The sequence below is a fragment of the Ferrovibrio sp. genome (genome assembly GCF_046297595.1).
GTDB lineage: Bacteria > Pseudomonadota > Alphaproteobacteria > Ferrovibrionales > Ferrovibrionaceae > Ferrovibrio.
In genome coordinates this window covers 826,206-845,713 of the sequence record NZ_JBKBHT010000001.1, presented here as the reverse complement: position 1 = coordinate 845,713, position 19,508 = coordinate 826,206, and the positions used below count along the sequence as shown (strand labels likewise).

Annotated in this window: 22 protein-coding genes and 1 tRNA gene; 9 read left to right on the top strand and 14 right to left on the bottom strand. The window is 63.9% G+C overall.

Annotated elements, in window-relative coordinates; all coding sequences use genetic code 11:
• Positions 1-15 precede the first annotated feature (15 nt).
• The 3 genes from ACK4FJ_RS04255 to ACK4FJ_RS04245 are packed head-to-tail and all read right to left on the bottom strand — an operon-like array spanning position 16 to position 1,353.
• Positions 16-579, bottom strand: coding sequence for a DUF3291 domain-containing protein (locus ACK4FJ_RS04255; protein WP_409764516.1), 564 nt, complete (start codon positions 577-579; stop codon positions 16-18).
• 3 nt (positions 580-582) lie between these two features.
• Positions 583-1,071 (bottom strand): hypothetical protein, encoded by a 489-nt coding sequence (locus ACK4FJ_RS04250; protein WP_409764513.1) that lies wholly within the window; start codon positions 1,069-1,071, stop codon positions 583-585.
• 48 nt (positions 1,072-1,119) lie between these two features.
• Entirely contained in the window at positions 1,120-1,353 is a 234-nt protein-coding gene (locus ACK4FJ_RS04245; protein WP_409764510.1) for a hypothetical protein, read from the bottom strand.
• 110 nt (positions 1,354-1,463) lie between these two features.
• Here ACK4FJ_RS04245 and ACK4FJ_RS04240 point away from each other — a divergent pair, with 110 nt between their 5' ends.
• The gene (locus ACK4FJ_RS04240; RefSeq protein ID WP_409764507.1) at positions 1,464-2,354 is read left to right on the top strand and encodes a LysR family transcriptional regulator; all 891 of its coding nucleotides are present in this window, start codon (positions 1,464-1,466) and stop codon (positions 2,352-2,354) included.
• Positions 2,355-2,404: 50 nt separating this feature from the next.
• Here the strand turns inward: ACK4FJ_RS04240 and ACK4FJ_RS04235 are convergent, their stop codons facing one another.
• Both ACK4FJ_RS04235 and ACK4FJ_RS04230 read right to left on the bottom strand, forming a co-directional pair.
• Positions 2,405-3,067, bottom strand: a complete 663-nt coding sequence (locus tag ACK4FJ_RS04235) for a hypothetical protein (protein ID WP_409764504.1) — start codon at positions 3,065-3,067, stop codon at positions 2,405-2,407.
• A gap of 22 nt (positions 3,068-3,089) precedes the next feature.
• Complete coding sequence (locus ACK4FJ_RS04230; protein ID WP_409764502.1) at positions 3,090-4,115, bottom strand: zinc-dependent alcohol dehydrogenase family protein; 1,026 nt, start codon at positions 4,113-4,115, stop codon at positions 3,090-3,092.
• A 101-nt stretch (positions 4,116-4,216) separates the two neighbouring features.
• Between ACK4FJ_RS04230 and ACK4FJ_RS04225 the strand changes: the two genes are divergently transcribed.
• A complete protein-coding gene (locus ACK4FJ_RS04225; protein ID WP_409764499.1) occupies positions 4,217-4,672 on the top strand; it encodes a (2Fe-2S)-binding protein in 456 nt (151 codons plus the stop codon).
• A 34-nt stretch (positions 4,673-4,706) separates the two neighbouring features.
• Here the strand turns inward: ACK4FJ_RS04225 and ACK4FJ_RS04220 are convergent, their stop codons facing one another.
• The 3 genes from ACK4FJ_RS04220 to ACK4FJ_RS04210 are packed head-to-tail and all read right to left on the bottom strand — an operon-like array spanning position 4,707 to position 7,067.
• The gene (locus ACK4FJ_RS04220) at positions 4,707-5,189 is read right to left on the bottom strand and encodes an N-acetyltransferase family protein (protein ID WP_409764496.1); all 483 of its coding nucleotides are present in this window, start codon (positions 5,187-5,189) and stop codon (positions 4,707-4,709) included.
• Positions 5,186-5,977, bottom strand: coding sequence for a 2-keto-4-pentenoate hydratase (locus ACK4FJ_RS04215; protein WP_409764493.1), 792 nt, complete (start codon positions 5,975-5,977; stop codon positions 5,186-5,188). The genes ACK4FJ_RS04220 and ACK4FJ_RS04215 overlap by 4 nt, the downstream gene beginning before the upstream one ends.
• A 1-nt stretch (position 5,978) precedes the next feature.
• A complete protein-coding gene (locus ACK4FJ_RS04210) occupies positions 5,979-7,067 on the bottom strand; it encodes a malate/lactate/ureidoglycolate dehydrogenase (RefSeq protein WP_409764490.1) in 1,089 nt (362 codons plus the stop codon).
• 84 nt (positions 7,068-7,151) lie between these two features.
• On the opposite strand from ACK4FJ_RS04210, the gene ACK4FJ_RS04205 reads away from it, so the two are divergent.
• A complete protein-coding gene (locus ACK4FJ_RS04205) occupies positions 7,152-7,553 on the top strand; it encodes a hypothetical protein (protein ID WP_409764487.1) in 402 nt (133 codons plus the stop codon).
• A gap of 114 nt (positions 7,554-7,667) precedes the next feature.
• Here the strand turns inward: ACK4FJ_RS04205 and polA are convergent, their stop codons facing one another.
• Together polA and ACK4FJ_RS04195 are read right to left on the bottom strand one after the other, a co-directional pair.
• Positions 7,668-10,487, bottom strand: coding sequence for a DNA polymerase I (gene polA, locus ACK4FJ_RS04200; protein ID WP_409764484.1), 2,820 nt, complete (start codon positions 10,485-10,487; stop codon positions 7,668-7,670).
• Positions 10,488-10,506: 19 nt separating this feature from the next.
• Positions 10,507-10,698, bottom strand: a complete 192-nt coding sequence (locus tag ACK4FJ_RS04195) for a zinc-finger domain-containing protein (protein WP_409764481.1) — start codon at positions 10,696-10,698, stop codon at positions 10,507-10,509.
• Between the two features lie 155 nt (positions 10,699-10,853).
• Here ACK4FJ_RS04195 and ACK4FJ_RS04190 point away from each other — a divergent pair, with 155 nt between their 5' ends.
• From ACK4FJ_RS04190 to ACK4FJ_RS04165, 6 genes are all read left to right on the top strand, one after another.
• Entirely contained in the window at positions 10,854-11,816 is a 963-nt protein-coding gene (locus ACK4FJ_RS04190) for an ABC transporter ATP-binding protein (protein ID WP_409764478.1), read from the top strand.
• 131 nt (positions 11,817-11,947) lie between these two features.
• The gene (locus ACK4FJ_RS04185; RefSeq protein WP_409764475.1) at positions 11,948-12,490 is read left to right on the top strand and encodes a hypothetical protein; all 543 of its coding nucleotides are present in this window, start codon (positions 11,948-11,950) and stop codon (positions 12,488-12,490) included.
• A gap of 123 nt (positions 12,491-12,613) precedes the next feature.
• Positions 12,614-13,378: a class I SAM-dependent methyltransferase gene (locus ACK4FJ_RS04180; protein WP_409764472.1), complete on the top strand. Its 765-nt coding sequence runs from the start codon at positions 12,614-12,616 to the stop codon at positions 13,376-13,378.
• Positions 13,379-13,691: 313 nt separating this feature from the next.
• Positions 13,692-13,768: transfer RNA gene (locus tag ACK4FJ_RS04175), tRNA-Arg, on the top strand.
• Positions 13,769-13,842: 74 nt separating this feature from the next.
• A complete protein-coding gene (rfbA, locus tag ACK4FJ_RS04170; protein ID WP_409764469.1) occupies positions 13,843-14,718 on the top strand; it encodes a glucose-1-phosphate thymidylyltransferase RfbA in 876 nt (291 codons plus the stop codon).
• A 112-nt stretch (positions 14,719-14,830) separates the two neighbouring features.
• Positions 14,831-16,006: a 3-hydroxybenzoate 6-monooxygenase gene (locus ACK4FJ_RS04165; protein WP_409764466.1), complete on the top strand. Its 1,176-nt coding sequence runs from the start codon at positions 14,831-14,833 to the stop codon at positions 16,004-16,006.
• A 3-nt stretch (positions 16,007-16,009) separates the two neighbouring features.
• Here ACK4FJ_RS04165 and ACK4FJ_RS04160 read toward each other — a convergent pair whose 3' ends face one another.
• The 4 genes from ACK4FJ_RS04160 to ACK4FJ_RS04145 form a co-directional block, all read right to left on the bottom strand.
• Positions 16,010-16,363, bottom strand: a complete 354-nt coding sequence (locus ACK4FJ_RS04160) for a hypothetical protein (RefSeq protein ID WP_409764463.1) — start codon at positions 16,361-16,363, stop codon at positions 16,010-16,012.
• Positions 16,364-16,374: 11 nt separating this feature from the next.
• Positions 16,375-17,640, bottom strand: coding sequence for an NAD(P)/FAD-dependent oxidoreductase (locus ACK4FJ_RS04155; RefSeq protein WP_409764460.1), 1,266 nt, complete (start codon positions 17,638-17,640; stop codon positions 16,375-16,377).
• Between the two features lie 111 nt (positions 17,641-17,751).
• Complete coding sequence (locus tag ACK4FJ_RS04150) at positions 17,752-18,723, bottom strand: SLAC1 anion channel family protein (RefSeq protein ID WP_409764457.1); 972 nt, start codon at positions 18,721-18,723, stop codon at positions 17,752-17,754.
• Entirely contained in the window at positions 18,720-19,502 is a 783-nt protein-coding gene (locus tag ACK4FJ_RS04145; RefSeq protein ID WP_409764870.1) for a sulfite exporter TauE/SafE family protein, read from the bottom strand. Before ACK4FJ_RS04145 ends, ACK4FJ_RS04150 begins: the two co-directional genes overlap by 4 nt.
• Positions 19,503-19,508: the final 6 nt, after the last annotated feature.

Here is a 19,508-nt window from a genome sequence, read left to right as displayed (position 1 = left end):
CCGGGCTTAGTCCGGTCAGGCCAGCGCCTTTTGCCGGTCCAGGTTGATGGCGGTCAGGCGCCGCACGGTATCGCGGTCGATCGGCGCGGGATTGCCCGCTGCGTCGAAGGGCGTCTTCCAGTCGAAGGCATGCGGAGATGGACCATGGTCGTGCAGGTATTCATGCCGTGTCACGGCCTCGCGCCAGTCGGGCACATGGTCAGCCGCCACCCACCACAGCACATAGGGCGGCCAGACCGGTTTTTCGGGCGGCAGCTTCGGCTTCAGGAACCAGTCGCGGCCATGCGACAGCGCCTCGGCGTGGATGCCCGCATAGGTGTAGGCCAGCGGCGATTCCAGATCGGCCCAGAGCGACAGCGTCGAGGGCGAATGCGCATCCGTGCCGGTATAGAACCGCGGATAAACGGCAACGCCCCAGCTCGCCGGGCCCGGATCGCCGTCATAGCCCGAGCGCGCGATGAAACCCGCGCTGATCTCCACGGCGGCCAGGTTGATGGCGTTGCGGGCGTGAAAGCCGTCATTCACCGGATCGGCCGAAGGCCGCCGGAAAATGCCGAAGGTATACAGGGCAACGTGCAAGCGTCAGGCGCTGTGCGGCAGCGGTTGGCGCCGCGCCGCTGCTCTTCCCACCACCAGGAAGAAAGCCAGCGCGACACCCTGCGCGATGGCGAAGGGCGTTTCCGATAGAGTGGGCGCCAGTTCGTTCAGCAGGCCCACCTTCAGGAAGGCCTGCGCGATCAGCACGAAGACCAGGAAATACAGTGTCGCCATGGCATTGAGCGCATAGACGCGCCGCCAGATGCCGACAAGGCGAAAGCGGTAACGCGCCGCGCCCGCCGCCACCACGGCGATCAGCGACAGCACGCCCACCACATGCGAGGGCATCACCTGCGCGACGGGAAAGCCGAACCCGGTCAGATCGGTGAGCAGCGCGCTGGCCAGGAACAGCGCGGTCCAGGCCGGCTGGTGCTCGTGCCCGAACAGGCCGGCCACCACGACGATGCCGGCCACGATGGCGATCAGGCTCAGCGCGGTGTGGAAGGCGGTGAAGCTTGGCAGGTCAAGGATCATGCGCCCTGTGTAGCCCGGCGCAGTGTAATCGTCATCAACTTCCGGCGCCTAACCGATCCACATGGTCATCGCGTGCCGCAGGCTCTGCGCATCGGGCGGCACATCCTCGACCGGCGGCAGGCCAAGATCGGCATGCAGGCCTGCCGGTGCGGCGGTCTCGCTGGCATCGAAACCCGGTGCGGAGTCCGGCCGGCGCGGCGCGGCCGGGACGGGCAGGCGGGCCGGAAACAGGCGAACCGGAAACAGGCGGGCCAGAAAGGAAAGGGGGCGCGTCAGGTCCATGGAATGATCCGGAAAAGCTGCCTGCAGACTGCACCTCGTCGATTTCCGTGAAAATAGGCCGCAATTTTGATATATTATCCCAATAAATGGGATAATGATGCCAGGAAGCCATGTCCGAGATCGAGGATTACCGGGCCTTTGTGGCCATTGTCGAACGTGGCAGCCTCACTGCCGCCGCCGCCCAGCTCGGCCGCTCGCTGCAGGCGGTCAGCCGTTCGCTGCAGATGCTGGAGGAACAGCTCGGCGTCGAGCTGGTGGCGCGCACCACCCGGCGCTGCCGCCCCACCCAGGCGGGCGAGGATTTCCATCGCCGCCTGAAAGGCATCCTCGCCGATCTGGATTCCGCCCGCGAAGCCGTGGCCGAGGAAGGGGCACAGGTCTCGGGCCGCATCCGCGTGGCGGCCTCCTCGCGTTTCGGTGTGGCCTATCTGCTGCCGATCATGGCCGCCTTCATGGAGCGTCATCCGGGCGTCGAGATCGATCTGTCGCTGGATGATCGCTACGTCGATCTGCTGGCCGAGAATTTTGATCTCTCGGTGCAGTTCGGGCAGCTCTCCGATTCAACGCTGAAGGCGAAACGTCTGGGCCTGATCCGCCGCGTGGTGTTCGCATCGCCGCGGTATCTCGCCGCGCGCGGCCGGCCTTCTGTCCCGGCCGATCTGAAGCAGCACGACTGCGTGGCGCGATTGACGCATCACAGCACCGATACCTGGCGTTTCGGCGAGGGCGCGAACGAGACCGAGATTCCGGTGAAGGGCCGCTTCCGCTCGGATTCCGCGCCGGCGCGCATCGCCGCCGTGGTGGAGGGACTGGGCATCGGCCTCGCGCCGCTTTATCAGATCCGGCCGTTGCTCGATGCCAGCCAGGTGGAACTACTGCTGCCGGGCTTTGAACCGACGCTGACGCCCGTGCATCTGGTCTGGCTGCCCGGCACGATGCCTTTGCGCCTGCGCCGCCTGATCGATTTCATCGCCACGCGCCTGTCGCTGGCGGGGGTGTGAAAAGGGCTGTTACGATTTAATTATTTATAAGATCGATTAGCTTCTGAGTTTCAATGCTTAGCATCAAATGCAACTGCTATAAATTTTCGTCCCAATGGATTTATGACGTACCAAGTTTCTGCTCCGATACCACCAAATGTCCCGTAATCTTCGCCTGTGATTGTAGCTATTCCTAATGCATGCCAATACGGGGCGGCTAATGGATCTAGCGCTTCATCAGGGTTCATTTTAGATAGGCTAATTAAATCGGGTAGAAATGATCTTTCTACAATCATGCAGAATCGCCGTAGTTCTAAATATGAAATTCTGTCTTCCAGCTTTGCTTTATATATTTTCCCAATAATCTTTGGCTTCTCCAGGTCATCTAAACGGTCTAGTAGCAAACACAGATTTGCACCCGCCTTGGATTTTGTGCCTTCGGATTTTTCTATCTCGTCGCAGAATTTTTTCCGAGATTCTTCTGGTGTGTCGGAAATATTTTTTAGAAACAGGATGACTTTTTTGAGGAACAGAAAATCTCTTATTGCGATCGAAGATTTATACATCGAGGCTATCGTACCTACGATTGGAATTTCCTTTAGAAAACCGTCATTCATAAATGCATCAATGCCAATTTCCATATAATCTTTCGCTGCGTCAAAGCCGCTGGATTTTACGACCGAATCAAACATGGATATTTCAATAGAATTTTGATCGTCTTTCTCGTGTTTCATGACTTTTCCCTAACGCATATGTTTATATCCCCACCACAATCTTCCCGAACGCCGCGCCCTTGCCCATATGGCGATAGGCGTCGCGCACGCCGGTTTCCGAAAATTCGAAATGGCTGTCGATCACCGGCTTGGTCTTGGCCACGGCCATGGCGCGCAGCATGGCGTCCAGGCCCTCCTTGCTGCCCACGGTCACGCCCTGCAATCTGATCTGCTGCATCACCACCAGCGGGATATGCAGATCGTTGCTGGGGCCCGAGAGCACGCCGATCATGCTGATCACACCGCCCGGCCGGATGGCGCGGATGGATTGCATCAGTGTGCCGGCGCCGCCCAGTTCCACGATATGGTCCAGGCCGACACCATTGGTCATGGCGCGCGCCGCCTTGCCCCAGTCGGGATTGGCCTTGTAGTTGATGCCGTGATCGGCGCCGAGTTTTTTCGCCATTTCCAGCTTGGCGTCGCTGGACGACGTGACGATCACCTCCGCGCCGGCCAGCTTGGCGAATTGCAGGGCAAACAGCGCCACGCCGCCGGTGCCCTGGATCAGCACGCGTTCGCCCGGCTGCACACGGCCGAGCGTGACAATGGCGCTCCAGGCCGTGAGCGCCGCGCAGGGCAGGGCGGCCGCCTCGGCATAACTCAAATGATCGGGGATTTTCGCCAGCGCGCTGGCGGGGAAGATGCGCTGCTCGCACAGCCAGCCGTCAAACGGCCCGCCCATCGAGATGCCGAATTTCTCCACGCTGGGTTCGCCGGCCAGCCAGGCGGGAAAGAAATGCCCCAGCACGCGGTCGCCGGGTCTGAAGTTTGTCACGCCGGGGCCGACGGCCACCACCTCGCCGGCGCCGTCGGAAACCGGGATCAGCGGCAGTTTCTGGCGCGGATTGTAGGTGCCCTGTGCCATCAGCCAGTCGCGGAAATTCAGCGAACAGGCCTTCACGGCCACCAGCACGTCGCCGGGCTGCAGGTCGGTACCCGGCTCGGGCCACGGGCGTTCCGCTAGGGCAAGCTGGTCGACGCTGAAGCCGCGCAGTTCGATGACGCGCATGCAATCCTCCCGGTTTTATCCCGGCCGCGATTGTGCGGCAGGCATTCCGCTCCGTCCAGTCCGTGTTAGGATAAGGAGACTATCGCAGGAGGCCGCGCCCCATGCCGACGCTTTCGGTCAATGGTCTTAGTCTGGATGTGCAGGCGGAAGACGACATGCCGCTGCTCTGGGTTCTGCGCGACGTGCTGAACCTCACCGGCACCAAATACGGCTGCGGCATTGCCGCCTGCGGCGCCTGCACCGTGCTGATCGACGGCCAGCCGGTGCGCTCGTGCTCCCATCCGCTCTCGGCCGTGGGCGAGGGTAGGATCGTCACCATCGAAGGCCTGTCGCCCGATACCTCGCATGCCGTGCAGCGCGCCTGGGCCGAACTCGATGTGCCGCAATGCGGCTATTGCCAGTCGGGCCAGATCCTGGCGGCCGTGGCGTTATTGGCCGAGACGCCGGAACCGACCGATGCCGATATCGACGCGGCGATGACCAATATCTGCCGCTGCGGCACCTATCCCGCCATCCGCGCCGCCATCCATCGCGCGGCCGAACTGGCGAAGGGCTAACCTTCCTTTTCGTCATTCCCGCGCAGGCGGGGCCTCACTTGCCGATGGTTTTCACCAGTTCGGTGGCATAGGGGCGGAAGCCGTAGCCCAGATAGGCGCGTTCGGCCAGGCCGTTGCCGGCCAGCACGCCGATCATGATCTGGCGCAGGCCGCGCGTGGCGGCGATCCGCTCGGCCTCATTCAGCAGGGCGCGCCCGATGCCGCTGCCGCGGGCTTCCGCGCGCACGAAGAATTCCACCACATAGGCATAGTCGCGCTTCTCGGCGCGCACATAGGGCGGGTGGCTCTCGAAACTCAGGAACAGGTGTCCCACCACCGCGCCGTCGCGTTCGGCCACCAGCGCCACGCCGCCGCTGCGCTCGACTTTTCCAAGCTGCGTGGCCAGCGTATCTTCGGCGCCGGGTCTGTCGGTGCGGCGGTCCTGCGAGATCGGGTCTTCGTAGAGATTGAGCTGCCAGCTCTGCTCCAGCAGGGCCGGGCGGTCGGCCGGCGTGGCAAAGCGGACGACCAGCGTCATGCCCCGAAGCTCACCTCGCAGCGGCCGAGCCCTTCCGCCACGATCTCGACATGGTCGCCGGGTTTGGCCGGCAGCATGGCGAAGAAGGTGCCGGTCATGATCACGTCGCCGGCTTCCAGCGGCATTTCTTCCATGCTCAGCCGGCCCGCCAGCCAGGCCAGCGCATGCAGCGGGTTGCCATAGACCATGTCGCCCTTGCCGGCCGCCACCTGCGTGCCGTTCACGCTCATGCTCATGCCCAAGCGGCGCAGGTCGAGGCCATCGAGTTTGCGCGCCGGGCTGCCCAGCACGAAGGCGCCGCCGCCGGCATTGTCGGCCAGCAGGTCGAAGGGTTTGGTATCCAGGTTGGCGATGCGGCAGCCCACCACCTCGATGGCCGGCACGGCATAGCCCACCGCGCGCAGCACATCCACCAGCGTCGGCTTCTCCATGGTCAGGTCGCGCTCCAGCACGATCGCCACTTCGCCTTCCAGCCGCGGCTGCATGATCCTGCCGGCCGGAATCTCGTCGCCGTCGCCCAGCAGCATGTCGGCATAGAGCGTGCCCCAGGCGGGTTCGCTCAGGCCCATGGCCTTCTGCGCGGCGCGGGCGCTCAGGGCCACCTTGCGGCCGACGATGCGTCGGCCGTTTTTCAGCCAGTGTTCGCGGTTGACCGCCTGTATGGCATAGGCGGTGGCGAGGTCGGGATTGGCGAACATCTCGCGCACGGGGGCGCAGGCTTTGCCGGTTTCCTCGGCCACGCGCAGGCGGATGGCGGCGGCTTCGATCTCGGGCAGGCTGCTGTTCATCTCAGGCGGCTCCGGCGACGCTGTTGGTTTCGGCGGCGCTCACATTGACGGATTCGCCCGCCGCCACGATCTCGCCCCAGGTGGTGGCATCCACCGGAATGCCCTCGGCCGCGCGCTTCGCCCGCATGCGGCGCTCGGGCTCGCCGGCCACCAGCACGCCGTCACTGCCGGGCGCCTTGGGAGACGCCTTCACAAAATCGGTGAAGGCCGCCACCTCGCGGCGCCAGGTCTCGGCGCCGCCCAGCTTCGCCGGGTCGATGATCACCGAGAACATGTTGTTGGTGATGGTGCCGCTGGCCCAGCTGCCCTCATGCATGGTCACGCCGCCGGTCATCGCGCCGGCCAGCAATTCGGCGATCACCGCCAGGCCATAGCCCTTGTGTTCGCCGAAAGCGAGGATGGCGCCGATGGGCGGGTTGAACATCGTCTTCGGGTCGGTGGTGGCTGCGCCTTTCGCGTCGATCAGCGTGCCGGGCGCCACCTGCTCGCCCTTGTTCATCGCCACGCGCACCTTGCCCATGGCGATCTTCGAGGTCGCCATGTCCAGCACGATGGGCTCGCCGCCCGGCTCGGCGGCCGGGATCGCGCAGCAATAGGGATTGGTGGCGAACCGTGCATCGGCGCCGCCATAGGGCGCCACCAGCGGCGGCCGGCCGACCACATTCACGTAATGCGTCGAGACCAGGCCGGCGGCGGCGCATTGTTCGCCCCAATGGCCGATGCGACCGATATGGTGGCTGTTGCGCAAACTCACGATACAGGCGCCGAGGTCTTTCGCGCGAAGGATGCCCAGCTCCATCGCCTCATGACCGATCACCTGGCCGTAGCCCATGTTGCCGTCGAGGTTGAGGATCGCGCCGGCATCCGACAGCACGCGCACCGAGGCATTCACCTTCAACCGCTTTTCCACCACGGCGAGGATATATTGCGGCAGCATGCCGACGCCGTGGCTGTCATGGCCGCTCAGGTTGGCCAGCACCAGGTTCTCGGCCACCAGGGCCGCCTCGCGTTCGTTGCTGCCGCCGGCCAGGCAGATATGGCGCACGGCGGCGCGCAGCTTGTCGGCGGCAATGATGACGGTGGCGGCCATGATGGTCCTCGGATGCAGTCTCGGGAGGCCTCCGGTTTATCGGAAAGCTTGCGGGCGAACAACGGGGCGGGCAGACTGCGGCCCATGATGCACCGCACCCTTTTCCTGCTGCCGCTTGTCCTCTTGGGCGCCTGCGCGTCCCATCTGGGAGACACTGCCGAGCGCGCCCGCACCGCCCTGGTCGGCCTGGACGAGGCCGGGCTGAAACGCTGCCTGGGCGAGCCGGTGGCCGTGCACAAGGAAGGCGGCAACGAGCTCTGGCTCTATTTCCGCGAGACCAGCCGCTCGGCCACGGCGGCCAGCGACACCGGCTACACGCCGACCGGCCGCGGCAGCGTGTCTTACGATTACTACCGCTACTGCGAAGCCGCCTTCACTTTGCAGGGCGGCCGTGTGCGCGCGGTGGATTTCACCGGCCGCACCTCGACGGGCCGGCAGACGCTGGAACCCTGCGGCGCGCTGGTCGAGCGCTGCATGAAGCCCTGAACGTCATGCCCGGACTTGGTCAGGGCATCCACGAGTTATTTGCACGAAAAGAAAGACGTGGATCCTCGGGTCAAGCCCGAGGATGACGGTTTGTAGGCGGCAAGGGCCGCGTCCTTAATGCGCGGCGTCCCAGTTGGCGCCGCGGCCGGCTTCCACCACCAGCGGCACGTCCAGCGCGGCGGCGGCCTGCATCACGTCCTTCGCCACAGCGATCGCGTCGTCGACCTCGCGTTCGGGCGCCTCGAACACCAGTTCGTCATGCACCTGCAGCAGCATGCGGGTCTGCAGCCCGGCCTTGGCCAGGGCGGCGGGCAGCTTCACCATGGCATGCTTGATGATATCAGCGGCCGAACCCTGGATCGGCGCGTTGATCGAGGCGCGTTCCAGGAAGGCGCGTTCGGCGGGATTTTTCGTGTTGATGTTGGGGAAATGCACGCGCCGGCCGAACAGGGTCGAAACGTAGCCCTGCTCCTTCACCTGCTTCTTGGTGCGGTCCATGTAGTCGCGGATGCCGGGATAGCGCTTGAAATAGGCCTCGATGTAGCTCTGCGCCTCGCGCTGCGGTATGCCGAGCTGGGCGGCCAGACCGAAGGCGCTCATGCCGTAGATGATGCCGAAATTGATCGCCTTGGCGGCGCGGCGCACCATCGGGTCCATGCCTTCCACCGGCGTGTTGAACACCTGGGATGCGGTCAGTGCGTGGATGTCGACACCGTCGCGGAAGGCCTGCTTGAGCGCGGCGATATCGGCGATATGGGCCAGGATGCGCAGCTCGATCTGCGAATAATCGGCCGAAATCAGCACATGGCCCGGCTCGGCCACGAAGGCGCGGCGGATCTTGCGGCCTTCCTCGCTGCGGATCGGGATGTTCTGCAGGTTGGGATCGTTGGAGGCGAACCGCCCGGTATTGGTGGACGAGATCGAATACGAGGTATGCACCCGCCCGGTGCGCGGGTTGATCGAGGCCACCAGCGCATCGGTATAGGTGCTTTTCAGCTTCTGTAATTGCCGCCAGTCCAGCACCACGCGCGGCAGCTCGTGGCCCTGGGCGGCCAGGTCTTCCAGCACGTCGGCGCCGGTGGAATAGGCCCCGGTCTTGCCCTTCTTGCCGCCAGGCAGCGACATCCTGTCGAACAGGATCTCGCCGAGCTGCTTGGGCGAGCCGATATTGAAGCTTTCCCCGGCCAGCTCATGGGCCTTTTTCTCGAAGGCCTCCATGCGGCTGGCGAAATCGGCCGACAGACGGTTGAGTTCGGCGGGATCGACCCTGATGCCGGCACATTCCATGGCGGCCACCACGGCGGGCAGGCCGCGCTCCACGGTCTCGTACAGCGTCACCTGTTTCTCGGCCAGCAGGCGCGGCTTCAGCAGGTTGTAAAGCCGCAGCGTGATATCGGCATCTTCCGCCGCATAGTCGCGTGCCTTGTCCAGCGCCACTTCCGCAAACGATATGCGGCTGCGCCCGGTGCCGGTCACCTCGTCGTAGGAGATCGGCTTGTGGCCCAGATGCAGCTCGGAAAGCTCGTCCATGCCATGGCCGTGTTTGCCGGCATCCAGCGCATAGGAGATCAGCATCGTGTCGTCGTAGGACACGATCTCCAGGCCATAGCGATGCAGCACCGCCATGTCGTATTTGATGTTCTGGCCGATTTTCAGCACGCTCGGATCGGCCAGCAGCGGCTTCAGTTCGGCCAGCGCGTCGTCCAGCGGAATCTGCTTCGGTGCGCCTTCGCCGCTCAAATCCAGTCCGCCGCCACCCGGCGGGATGTGGCCCACCGGCACATAGCAGGCCTCATGCGGCTCGATGCAGAGACTGAAGCCCACCAGTTCGGCATGGGTGGGCGAGAGGTTGGTGGTTTCGGTGTCGAAGGCGACGATCCCGGCGGCCGAGGCGCGCTCGATCCATTGCCGCAGCGTGGCGATATCCTGCACCAGCGTGTAGGTCGCGGCCTTGTCCGTGCCGGGCGGCGTTTCCGGTCCGCCTTCGCCCTCGAAGGCCACAGGCGCCGGTGCCTTGCGCGGGCCGTTGCCGTCCATGTCCGCCGTGCCGCGCAGCTTCAGCCGGCTTTCGATGCGGCTGGTCAGGCTGCGGAATTCCATCTCGTCGAGGAAGGTTTTCAGCTTCGGCCATTCCACCGGGCCGAGCTTGAGGTCGTCGAGCCCCAGGTCCAGCGGCACGTCGTCTTTCAGGCGCACCAGCTCGCGCGAGATGCGCGCCTTGTCGGCATTGGTCAGCAGGGTCTCGCGCCGCTTGGGCTGCTTGATCTCGGCGGCGCGGGCCAGCAGCGTGTCGAGGTCGCCGAAGGTGTTGATCAGCTCGGCTGCCGTCTTGATGCCGATGCCGGGCACGCCGGGCACATTGTCGGTGCTGTCGCCGGCCAAAGACTGCACGTCCACCACCTTGTCGGGGGTGACGCCGAATTTCTCCATCACCTCGTCGGGGCCGATGCTGCGATCCTTCATCGGATCGAGCATGCCGACACCGTCGCGCACCAGCTGCATCAGGTCCTTGTCGGAGGACACGACGCAGACCTCCATGCCGGCTTCGTGCGCCAGCTTGGCATAGGTGGCGATCAGGTCATCGGCTTCGAAGCCGTCCTTCTCGATGGCGGCCAGGCCAAAGGCGCGGGTGGCGCGGCGGATCGGCTCGAATTGCGGAATCAGGTCTTCCGGCGTTTCCGAGCGGTTGGCCTTGTATTCGGGATAGATCTCGTTGCGGAAATTGGCCCGCGCCGCATCGAAGATCACCGCCATGTGGCTGACGGCCTCGTCATGCTCCGCCTTGTCGCGCAGGGACGAGAGCATGTTGCAGAAGCCCGAGACGGCGCCCACCGGCATGCCGTCGGACTTGCGCGTCAGCGGCGGCAGCGCGTGATAGGCCCGGAAGATGTAACCCGAACCGTCGACCAGATAGAGGCGGTGTTTGGATGCCATGCCCTGAAACGCGGGCCGGTCAGTGGCCGTGGGCGTGCGCGCCCTCTTTCAGCACATACAGCCGGCCGCAATAGGGGCAGTCGATCTCATGCTTCTCGCCCATGTTCAGGTAGACGCGCGGATGGCCGAGCGCACCGCCGCCGCCGTCGCAGGCCACCACGGGGCTATCCACTTCGATGGTTTCAACAGGGGCACGTGCCGGGGCTTGCATCGTTACACTCCGCAGAAAAGGGCGAAATCCGGTCGGAAAAGCAGGGGGCGGTTTGACCCACTCCTTGCCCAATGGTACCTAGCGCGATACCTACGCGATACCTACCGCAGCAGGCTCCGTTCCGCCAGTCTTTCAGGCCCATAAGGCTCCAGACCATGTCCGAATCCGCCGCCGTTTCCGGCTCTGCCTCGCCGGCCATTTCCGTCCGCGACCTAGTCAAGGTCTACGGGGCCGGCACGCGCAACGAAAAGCGCGCGCTGAACGGCATCGCGCTGGATATTCCGCGCGGCAGCTTCTTCGGCCTGCTCGGGCCGAACGGCGCCGGCAAGTCCACGCTGATCAACATCCTGGCCGGCCTGGTGAACAAGACGTCGGGCCATGCGGCGATCTGGGGCTGCGATATCGACACCGATCCGCGGCGCGCCCGGGCCGCCATCGGCGTGGTGCCGCAGGAACTCAACCTCGATCCCTTTTTCACGCCGCGCGAGGCGATGGAATTCCAGGCCGGGCTTTATGGCGTGCCGAAAGCCGAACGCCGCACCGATGAAATCCTCGCCGCCGTGGGTTTGAGCGACAAGGCCAATGCCTATGCGCGCACACTCTCGGGCGGCATGCGTCGCCGCCTGCTGGTGGCCAAGGCGCTGGTGCACAATCCGCCGGTGCTGGTGCTGGATGAACCCACCGCCGGCGTGGATATCGAACTGCGCCAGCAGCTCTGGGCCTATGTGCGCGAACTCAACCGCGCCGGCACCACGGTGGTGCTCACCACGCATTATCTGGAAGAGGCCGAGGCGCTGTGCGACCATATCGCCATCATCAACCACGGCAATGTGGTGGCCCATGACGCGACGCCGAAACTGCTCTCGCGGCTCGACCGCAAGGATGTGATCGTCACCCTGGATGCCGATCTGGCCGCCGTGCCGGCCGCGCTGGCGGAACTCAACGCCGAACTGCTCGGCCCCCGCCGCCTGCGCCTGCATTACCGCCCCAGCCAGCAGCCGTTCTCCACCGTGCTGGCCCGCATCCAGCAGGCCGGGCTCGCCATCCACGATCTCTCCACCCAGGAAGCCGACCTGGAGGACCTGTTCCTGGAACTGACGCGCAGCCGGGCGGCGTAAGGAATGCGATGTGCTAACCTAATTTGGGAATGCATACTTCGATATTCGGCGATAGATGCTGATAAAAACAATGGATTTTTATTGCCGGACTGATTTGAATCCCTGCTCAAGATAGAAAGTAGGGGGCGGCAATGGGGACTTTCCTTCGTTGGTTGGGGGATATTCTTTCTACCCAAGAAGGTATCCGTAATTTCTCGCTAGCGTTTATCATTCTCTACTATGTTGTCTCCGCGCTTTATATTTGGGCGGACGAGAAGCGCGTACAGCATTATTTGCTCAAAAAACATGGCCCTGTTGATATCATCACTTCAATCGCTTGGGTGCTATTTGCGGTCATATTGATATGGAGTTTGGCTGAGCACGCTTCTCAAGAGTCTTTGACTTTATGGCAGTTGATTGAGTTTTACGCTTTCTTCTTGTTCTTGTTCGCTTTCATTTACGGTATTTTGGATTGGCATTTCCCAGAGAAACTCATTGATGGGATTAGTAACAACAAGATTGAGGCTGAGTTCCAATATCTCTCAATGAGTGTTGGAACGCAGACCCTATTCGGTTATTGGCGTGCAAAGCCCAAGCATTGGGTTATTGAAGTATTTGCGGCCATTCAAGCTCTGTTGAGTTTGTGGTTTGTCGCCACCATTATTGCTCGTTCAGTTAATCTCTTAGCGGGCTAAGAACTGATAGTCGGGCGTCCCTTGTAAAGGCGTTAACCCCCTCTTAACCCCAACCGATTCTGATCGACGTGATGTTCCACCGGTCGCCGCGATTCGCGGCGGCGCAACGAGGAGGACAGCGTCATGGATGGCACTGTTGTTCAATCGCTTCCCAGCCGCCAGTCGGGCCAGTACTGGGATGCCGCAGCCACCAACTGGGAAGAGGAAATCTTCTCCTCCTTCCACAACGACCGCAAAGGCGTGATCCTGTCCGCGCTGAAGGCCGCCGCCGATCCATGCGCGTCGATGGCCGATTTCGGCTGCGGCGTGGGCATCTACCTGCCCGTGCTGGGTCGCCTGTTCGGCGCGGTGCATGGCTTCGAGCAATCGGCCGCCTGCGCCGATGTCGCCCGCCAGAAGACGCGCGGGCAATCCAATATCAGGGTGCATTTGGCCAGCACCGCGCTGAAAAGCTGGCGCGGCCGTTTCGATGCCGTGCTCTGTGCCAATGCCGCCATCCATCCGCGTCGCGCCATCTGGCAGGGCGTGCTGGACTCTGCCCGCGCGCTGCTGCGCGACCGTGACGACAGGGGGGGCGGCAAGCTGATCCTCGTGGTGCCGGCACTGGGGTCGGCGAAGCTGCTGGCCAAAGCCGAACGCGGCGCGGCCGAGCCGCGCATCATCGTCAAACCCGACCAGCCGAATGGCGACAGCGGCGTGAGCATCGACGGCGTGCCGACCAAACATTTCACCGCCGCCGAGCTGAAGCGCGAGCTGGCCGCGCGCGGCTTTCGCGCCATCCGGGTCCGGAAGGTGGAATATTCCTGGGCCTGCCACAGCATCCGCCCGCCGAAGGAGCTGAGCGGAGCCAAACCCTGGGACTGGCTGGTGACCGCAAGGGTCGCCTAGAACCGGCCCTTGTCGTGTTCGCTTTATGTACTATCTGATGTGCGGCGGCGATTGGCGATGCCTGGGCTCTGTGATGCCCGTTTGAATAAAATCAACGGGTTAACATAGCAAAACCATCGCAAAACGACGCAAAAGCGCGGCTGTGCGGCGCAAAGCCGATGTTCCGGGAGTCCAAATCGCCGGCCTGCGCGGTGGCCCGGTGCAAGGCCGCCGAATCTGCCAGTCTTTCCCGTCCTCTGGCCGGTGAGCGCCCGGCGGCCCGCCTTGCTTTCCGGCCGGGCTCTCGGTTATGGTCCGGCCGACCGCAGCCAGTGCACCCGTAGCTCAGCTGGATAGAGCGCTGCCCTCCGAAGGCAGAGGTCACAAGTTCGAATCTTGTCGGGTGCGCCATTCTCTCAGGCCATTGATTCCGCTTCTCTTTTAGCTGTCTGCCGGCTGCGGATGGCCGCAGGCGAGGTAGGTCGATGAAGGGCATCATCCTGGCGGGCGGCGCGGGCACCCGGCTGCATCCGGCGACGGCGGTCACCAGCAAGCAGCTGCTGCCGGTCTACGACAAGCCGATGATCTATCATCCGCTCACCACCCTGATGCTGGCCGGCATCCGCGAGATCCTCGTCATCACCACGCCGCGCGACCAGGCCGCCTTCAGCGCGCTCCTGAAGGACGGCAGCCAGTGGGGCCTGCAGATTTCCTATGCCGTGCAACCCGAGCCCAACGGCATCGCCCAGGCTTTCCTGATCGGCCGCGCCTTCGTCGGCGGCCAGCCCTGCGCGCTGGTGCTGGGCGACAATATCTTCTACGGCGAGGGGTTCAGCGCCGTGCTGCGCAAGGCGGCGCAACAACAGCAGGGCGCCACGGTGTTCGGCTACTGGGTGGCCGATCCGGAACGCTACGGCGTGCTGGAGCTCAACCCCGACAAGTCGGTGCGCGCGATCATCGAAAAACCCAACCCGGCGCCCAGCAACTGGGCGGTTACGGGCCTGTATTTCTACGATGCTGCGGTCAGCGACATCGCCGCGTCGCTGAAACCGTCCGCGCGTGGCGAACTGGAGATCACCGATCTCAACAACGTCTATCTCCAGCGCGGCCAGCTCAAGGTCGAGTTGTTCGGCCGCGGTTTCGCCTGGCTCGATACCGGCACGCCCGACAGCCTGCTCGATGCCTCCAACTTCATCGCCACTGTGGAAAAGCGCCAGGGCCTGAAGATCGCGGTGCCCGAAGAGGTCGCCTGGCGTCAGGGTTATATCGACGCCGCGCAGGTCGAGGCCATCGCCGCCGCCTATGGCAAGAATGCCTACGGCCAGTATCTGCGCCGCCTGCTCGCCGAGGACCGGCGCTAGCCGCCACTCCTGACTATCCGCTTGCCGTGACACCGGACCGGCAGTAAACTTGATAACATCCGTATACAGATTATAAGCCATGCCGCATGAACGGCAGGCGGGGGAGGGCAGCATGGCAGCAGCACAGGATCGTCCGGTCATCATCGTGGGTGGCGGCATCGGCGGGTTGGCGGCGGCTTTGGCACTGGCGCTGAAAGGCATCCCTTCGATCCTGCTGGAGCAGTCGGCCGAATTCCGCGAGGTGGGCGCCGGCATCCAGATCGGCCCCAATGCCTTCCGCCGCTTCGATCTCCTGGGCATCCGCAAGGCAGTGGATGCCATCGCCGTGTTCCCCAACAACCTGATCATGCGCGACGCCCTGACCGGCGAAGAGGTAACGCGCATCCCCATGGGCGAGCGCGCGCTGAAGCATTACGGCCAGCCCTATGGCGTGATCCACCGCGCCGACCTGCATGATGCCCTGCTGCAGGCCTGCCGCGCGCAGCCGCTGATCAGCCTGCATACCAGCGCGAAGGCGACCGGCCATGTCGATCATGGCGGCAGCGTGTCGGTCACGCTGGCCGATGGCACGGTGATCGATGGCAGTAGCATCATCGGTTGCGACGGGCTGTGGTCGGCGCTGCGCGAACATGTGGTGGGCGATGGCAAGCCGCGCGTCTCGGGCCATATCGCCTATCGTACCGTTTTGCCGCTGGCCGAAGTGCCCGAGGCCCAGCGCGAGAACAACGTGGTGCTGTGGGCCGGGCCGAAGACCCATCTGGTGCATTACCCGCTGCGCCGTGGCGAGCTCTACAACCTGGTCGCCGTGTTCCATTCCAACCGCTACGAGGAAGGCTGGAACAGCTATGGCGATGTGGCCGAGCTGAACGAGCGGTTCCAGAACCAGCAGCCGCAGGTGCATACCCTGCTGAACAAGATCGAGTCCTGGCGCATGTGGGTGCTGTGCGACCGCGAGCCGGTGGGCAACTGGACGAAAGGCCGCATCACCCTGCTGGGCGACGCGGCACATCCGATGCTGCAATACCTGGCGCAGGGTGCCTGCATGGCGATGGAAGACGCCGTCTGCCTGGCCGACAAGCTGGCGGCCAGGCGCGACGATCCGAATTCAGCCTTCCTGGCCTATCAGCAGGAACGTTATCTGCGCACGGCGCGGGTGCAGTTGATGGCGCGCGTTTATGGCGATTTCTACCACGCAACCGGTCCGGTGCGCGAATTGCGCAATGCCTTCCTCAGCGGCCGGACCGCCGAGCAGGCCTATGCCGGAAACCAGTGGCTGTATGGCGGCTGAGCCTCAGCGCCGGACGGAGAGGGCTGCGAAGCCCGGAAACGCCACGACGCCGAGGCCTGCCGCCAGCGCAAATGTCGGCAGCAGCCAGGCGGCATAATCGACCCAGCCATGCAGGTCGCCAAAGCCGGACTTGGTGAATACCAGTAGGCCGTAGCCGATCACGATGATGCCGACGATGCCCAGGCCGATGCTCCAGCGCAGGGCTAGGCCGAAGCGCAGCCCGCCCTGTCTAGCGCGCAGCACAAGCAGGATCACCTCCACGGCAAAGATCGTGGCGATGGTAATGATGAGTGTCGCATGGGCCAGCGCCATTTCAACCAGCGCGCCGAACACCATGCCAAAGCTGATACCGTTCATGTCATCCTCCCTTAGAAACGGCCCTTGACCATCGCGAAATAGATCGGGCTGAGCAGCTGGTCCTTCATCACCCAGGGTGCCCAGTGCTCGCGCAAGGGATCGATGAAGGGGAAGGACGGCGTCAAGCGTCCCTCGTAGTCGAACTCCACCAGCATGGCCGAGCCGATATCGGTGATCAGCGGGCAGGAGGTGTAGCCATTGTAGCGCGCCCTCGGCTGTTTGCCGGCGATCACGGAAACCAGATTCTCGGCCGCGACCGGCACCTGGTGTTTCACGCTGGCGGCCGTCTTGCCGCGCCGCACGCCAGCCACGTCGCCCACGGCGCAGATATTTGGATAGCGCTTATGCAGCAACGTGCCTTCATCCACTTCGATCCAGCCATCGGCCGCGAAAGGCCCGCTCTGCCAGGCGAGCTTGCTGTTTTTCACTGCATCGGGCGCGCTCATCGGCGGCACTACATGCAGGAAATCATAGGCCAGCTCGACATTGCCATTGGCCGTGCGGTAAGTAGCGCGTTTGCGGGCCGGATCGACGCCCACCAGCAGGTGGCCGTAATTCACCTTGATGCCCTTCTCCTTGTACAGCGCGGAGACTTTCTCATGCACCGGCGCCACGGCGAAGACGGCGTTGTTATGGGCGTTGTAGACGATCTCGGCCTTGCCACGCGTGCCGGCGCGGTTCAGGCGTGCGTGAGTGAGGAAGGTGAGCTTGAGCGGGGCGCCGGCGCATTTCATTTCCGTTGCCGGGCGTCCATGCAGGGCCACGCCTCCGGTTTCGGTGAATTTCGCCAGCACGGCGGCCGTGGACGCGGCGCCTTCAGGTCCGGCGTAGACGCTGGCGATGCCGTCGCGGCCGATCAGGTCGGTGCTCATGCCTTCGATCTTGCCGTAATTGAGCTGCAGGCCGCTGGCCACCACCAGGTAATCGTAGGTCAGCGTTTCGCCCTTGCTGGTGACGACGCGGTTGGCGTCGGGATCGAATTCGGCCGCCATGGCCTCGACCCAGCGCACGCCGCCGGCCATCAGGTCGCGATTGTCGGCCACCACTTTCGATTTGTCCCAGATGCCGCCGGCGACCAGCGTGAAGCCGGGCTGGTACCAATGCTGGCGTTTGGCATCCAGGATTGTGATCTCGGCGCCGTCGAGACGCTGGCGCAATTGTGCCGCCATGCTGAGACCAGCAGCGCCGGCGCCGATGATGACGATGCGCGCCTTGCTCGGGATTGGCGTCGGCGCTGCCGAGGCCGGTTTTCCGACGGCCAGTGCGGCGGCCAGCATAGCGCTGCCCTGCAGCCACTGTCTTCGCGAAGGCTTAAAAACTGACACTGAATTTGTGTGAAATTCAGGCGTGTTCGACATGATCTTCCTCCCGAGGTCTGGTTGTGGCGTTTACTCTTCCGGTTTGAACAGGTGTCCGCCCAGGGCAGCCGCCAGGGTGCGGAAGGCGATCAGCGCGACAATGACGCTGGCAGCGGAAAGGGCGATCCAGCCTATTGCAGCATGCGCTTCGGCGGGACGTGCAGCGATGATCTGGATCAACATCAGGGCAAAGGCCGCGCTGGGGAATGTGTAGGCCCACCATGACGGCGCGAAAGGCAGGCGCGCGAAACGCGGCAGCAGCGACAGTAGCACCAGGGCGATAAAGCCGGCGATGCCGGCCATGATCCAGGCAGGGGCTTCGATCCTGCCGCCTTGCAGAGTGGCCATGGCCATGCAGCCAACCGAAGGCGGCGCCAGCAGGATCGCGAGTGCGGGCATCAGTTTGGGCGGCAGGGCCTCGCCATAGAACAGGCGATGCAGCAGCACCGGCTGGATTGCGATCCACAGGCCGAGGCCAACCGAGAAGCTGAACCAGGACAGCGCGGGATAACCCAGCTTCATGCCGGCCAGCGGCGCCAGGATGTTGCCGACCAGCGGGATAAAGATGGCCGGCGTCAGAGTGGCCAGCGGTGCAGGCTGGAGCAGCAGGCGACGGACCAGCCAACCGGCCAGCACCAGATGCATGATGGTGGCCAACAGCCAGAGCCCGCCGGCCAGATCGGGCCTATGCGGCAGCAGGGCGTTGGACAGCAGGATCAGACCCACCGTGATGGCGAAGATGAAGTTGCCCCGCACCGGATGCCGGAATTCAGCCGCAACGGCGGCGGGATAACGCTGCCACTTCAGCAGATAGGCGATGGCGATCAGGCCGAAGGCCAGGGCGGCGACCAGCAGCAGCAATTCGCCCACCAGCGCCGGTGCACCCAGTACGCGGCCGGCGTCGCGCCAGGCCAGGCCCAGGCCGGCGATACCGAGCACGATGGCAAACAGCGGCAGCGGGAAATGTTTCAGGCTGGGGGCGTTGGCTTGCGGATCGATCATGATGGCATCTCTGCGATGGTGCGCCAGACGATGTAGCCGGCGACAAGAAATATCAGCGCGGCGAAGATGCGGTTGAGCAGGCCCTTGTGGCGGGCGGCTTTCAGGGCGAGCCGTGTACCCGCCAGCCCACCAAGGATGCCGCCGGCGATGAACCAGCCGGCGATCGTCCAGTCGATCAGGCCCGACCAGGCGTAATTCGTAGCAGTGGTAAGGCCGAAACTGCCGACGGAAAACAGCGACGAGGCAATGGCATTGATCATCGGCATGCCGCTGCCCAGCATGATGCCGGGGACGATCAGGAAGCCGCCGCCGATGCCGAAGAAGCCGCTGACCCCGCCTGTGACAAGGCCGATCAGGACGAGTTTAAGGCCAATGGCCGGCGTGATGCGCACGTCTGGATTCCCCTCCGCCGCCCTGGGCCGCAACATGGCGATGGCCACGACGACCATCACGGCAGCGAATAGCAGCAGCAGATGGCGGCCATCCACCAGCTTGCCGAAACTGGAGCCAAGAGCGGCGCCGGCGATGCCCGAGGCGGCAAACACGGTGGCGCAGGGCCATTTCACCGTCTGTTTGCGCGCATGCTGCAGCAGATTGGCGAAGGCGTTTACCGCCACGGCCAATGCGCTGGTGCCGATGGCCAGATGGGTATTGCCGATGCCGACCAGATAGAGCAGGGCCGGCACGGCCAGGATCGAACCGCCGCCACCCACCAGCGCCAGGGAAAAGCCTACCGCGCTGCCCGAGGCAGCAGCAATGATGGACTGGCTGAGGGTCATGGCGGT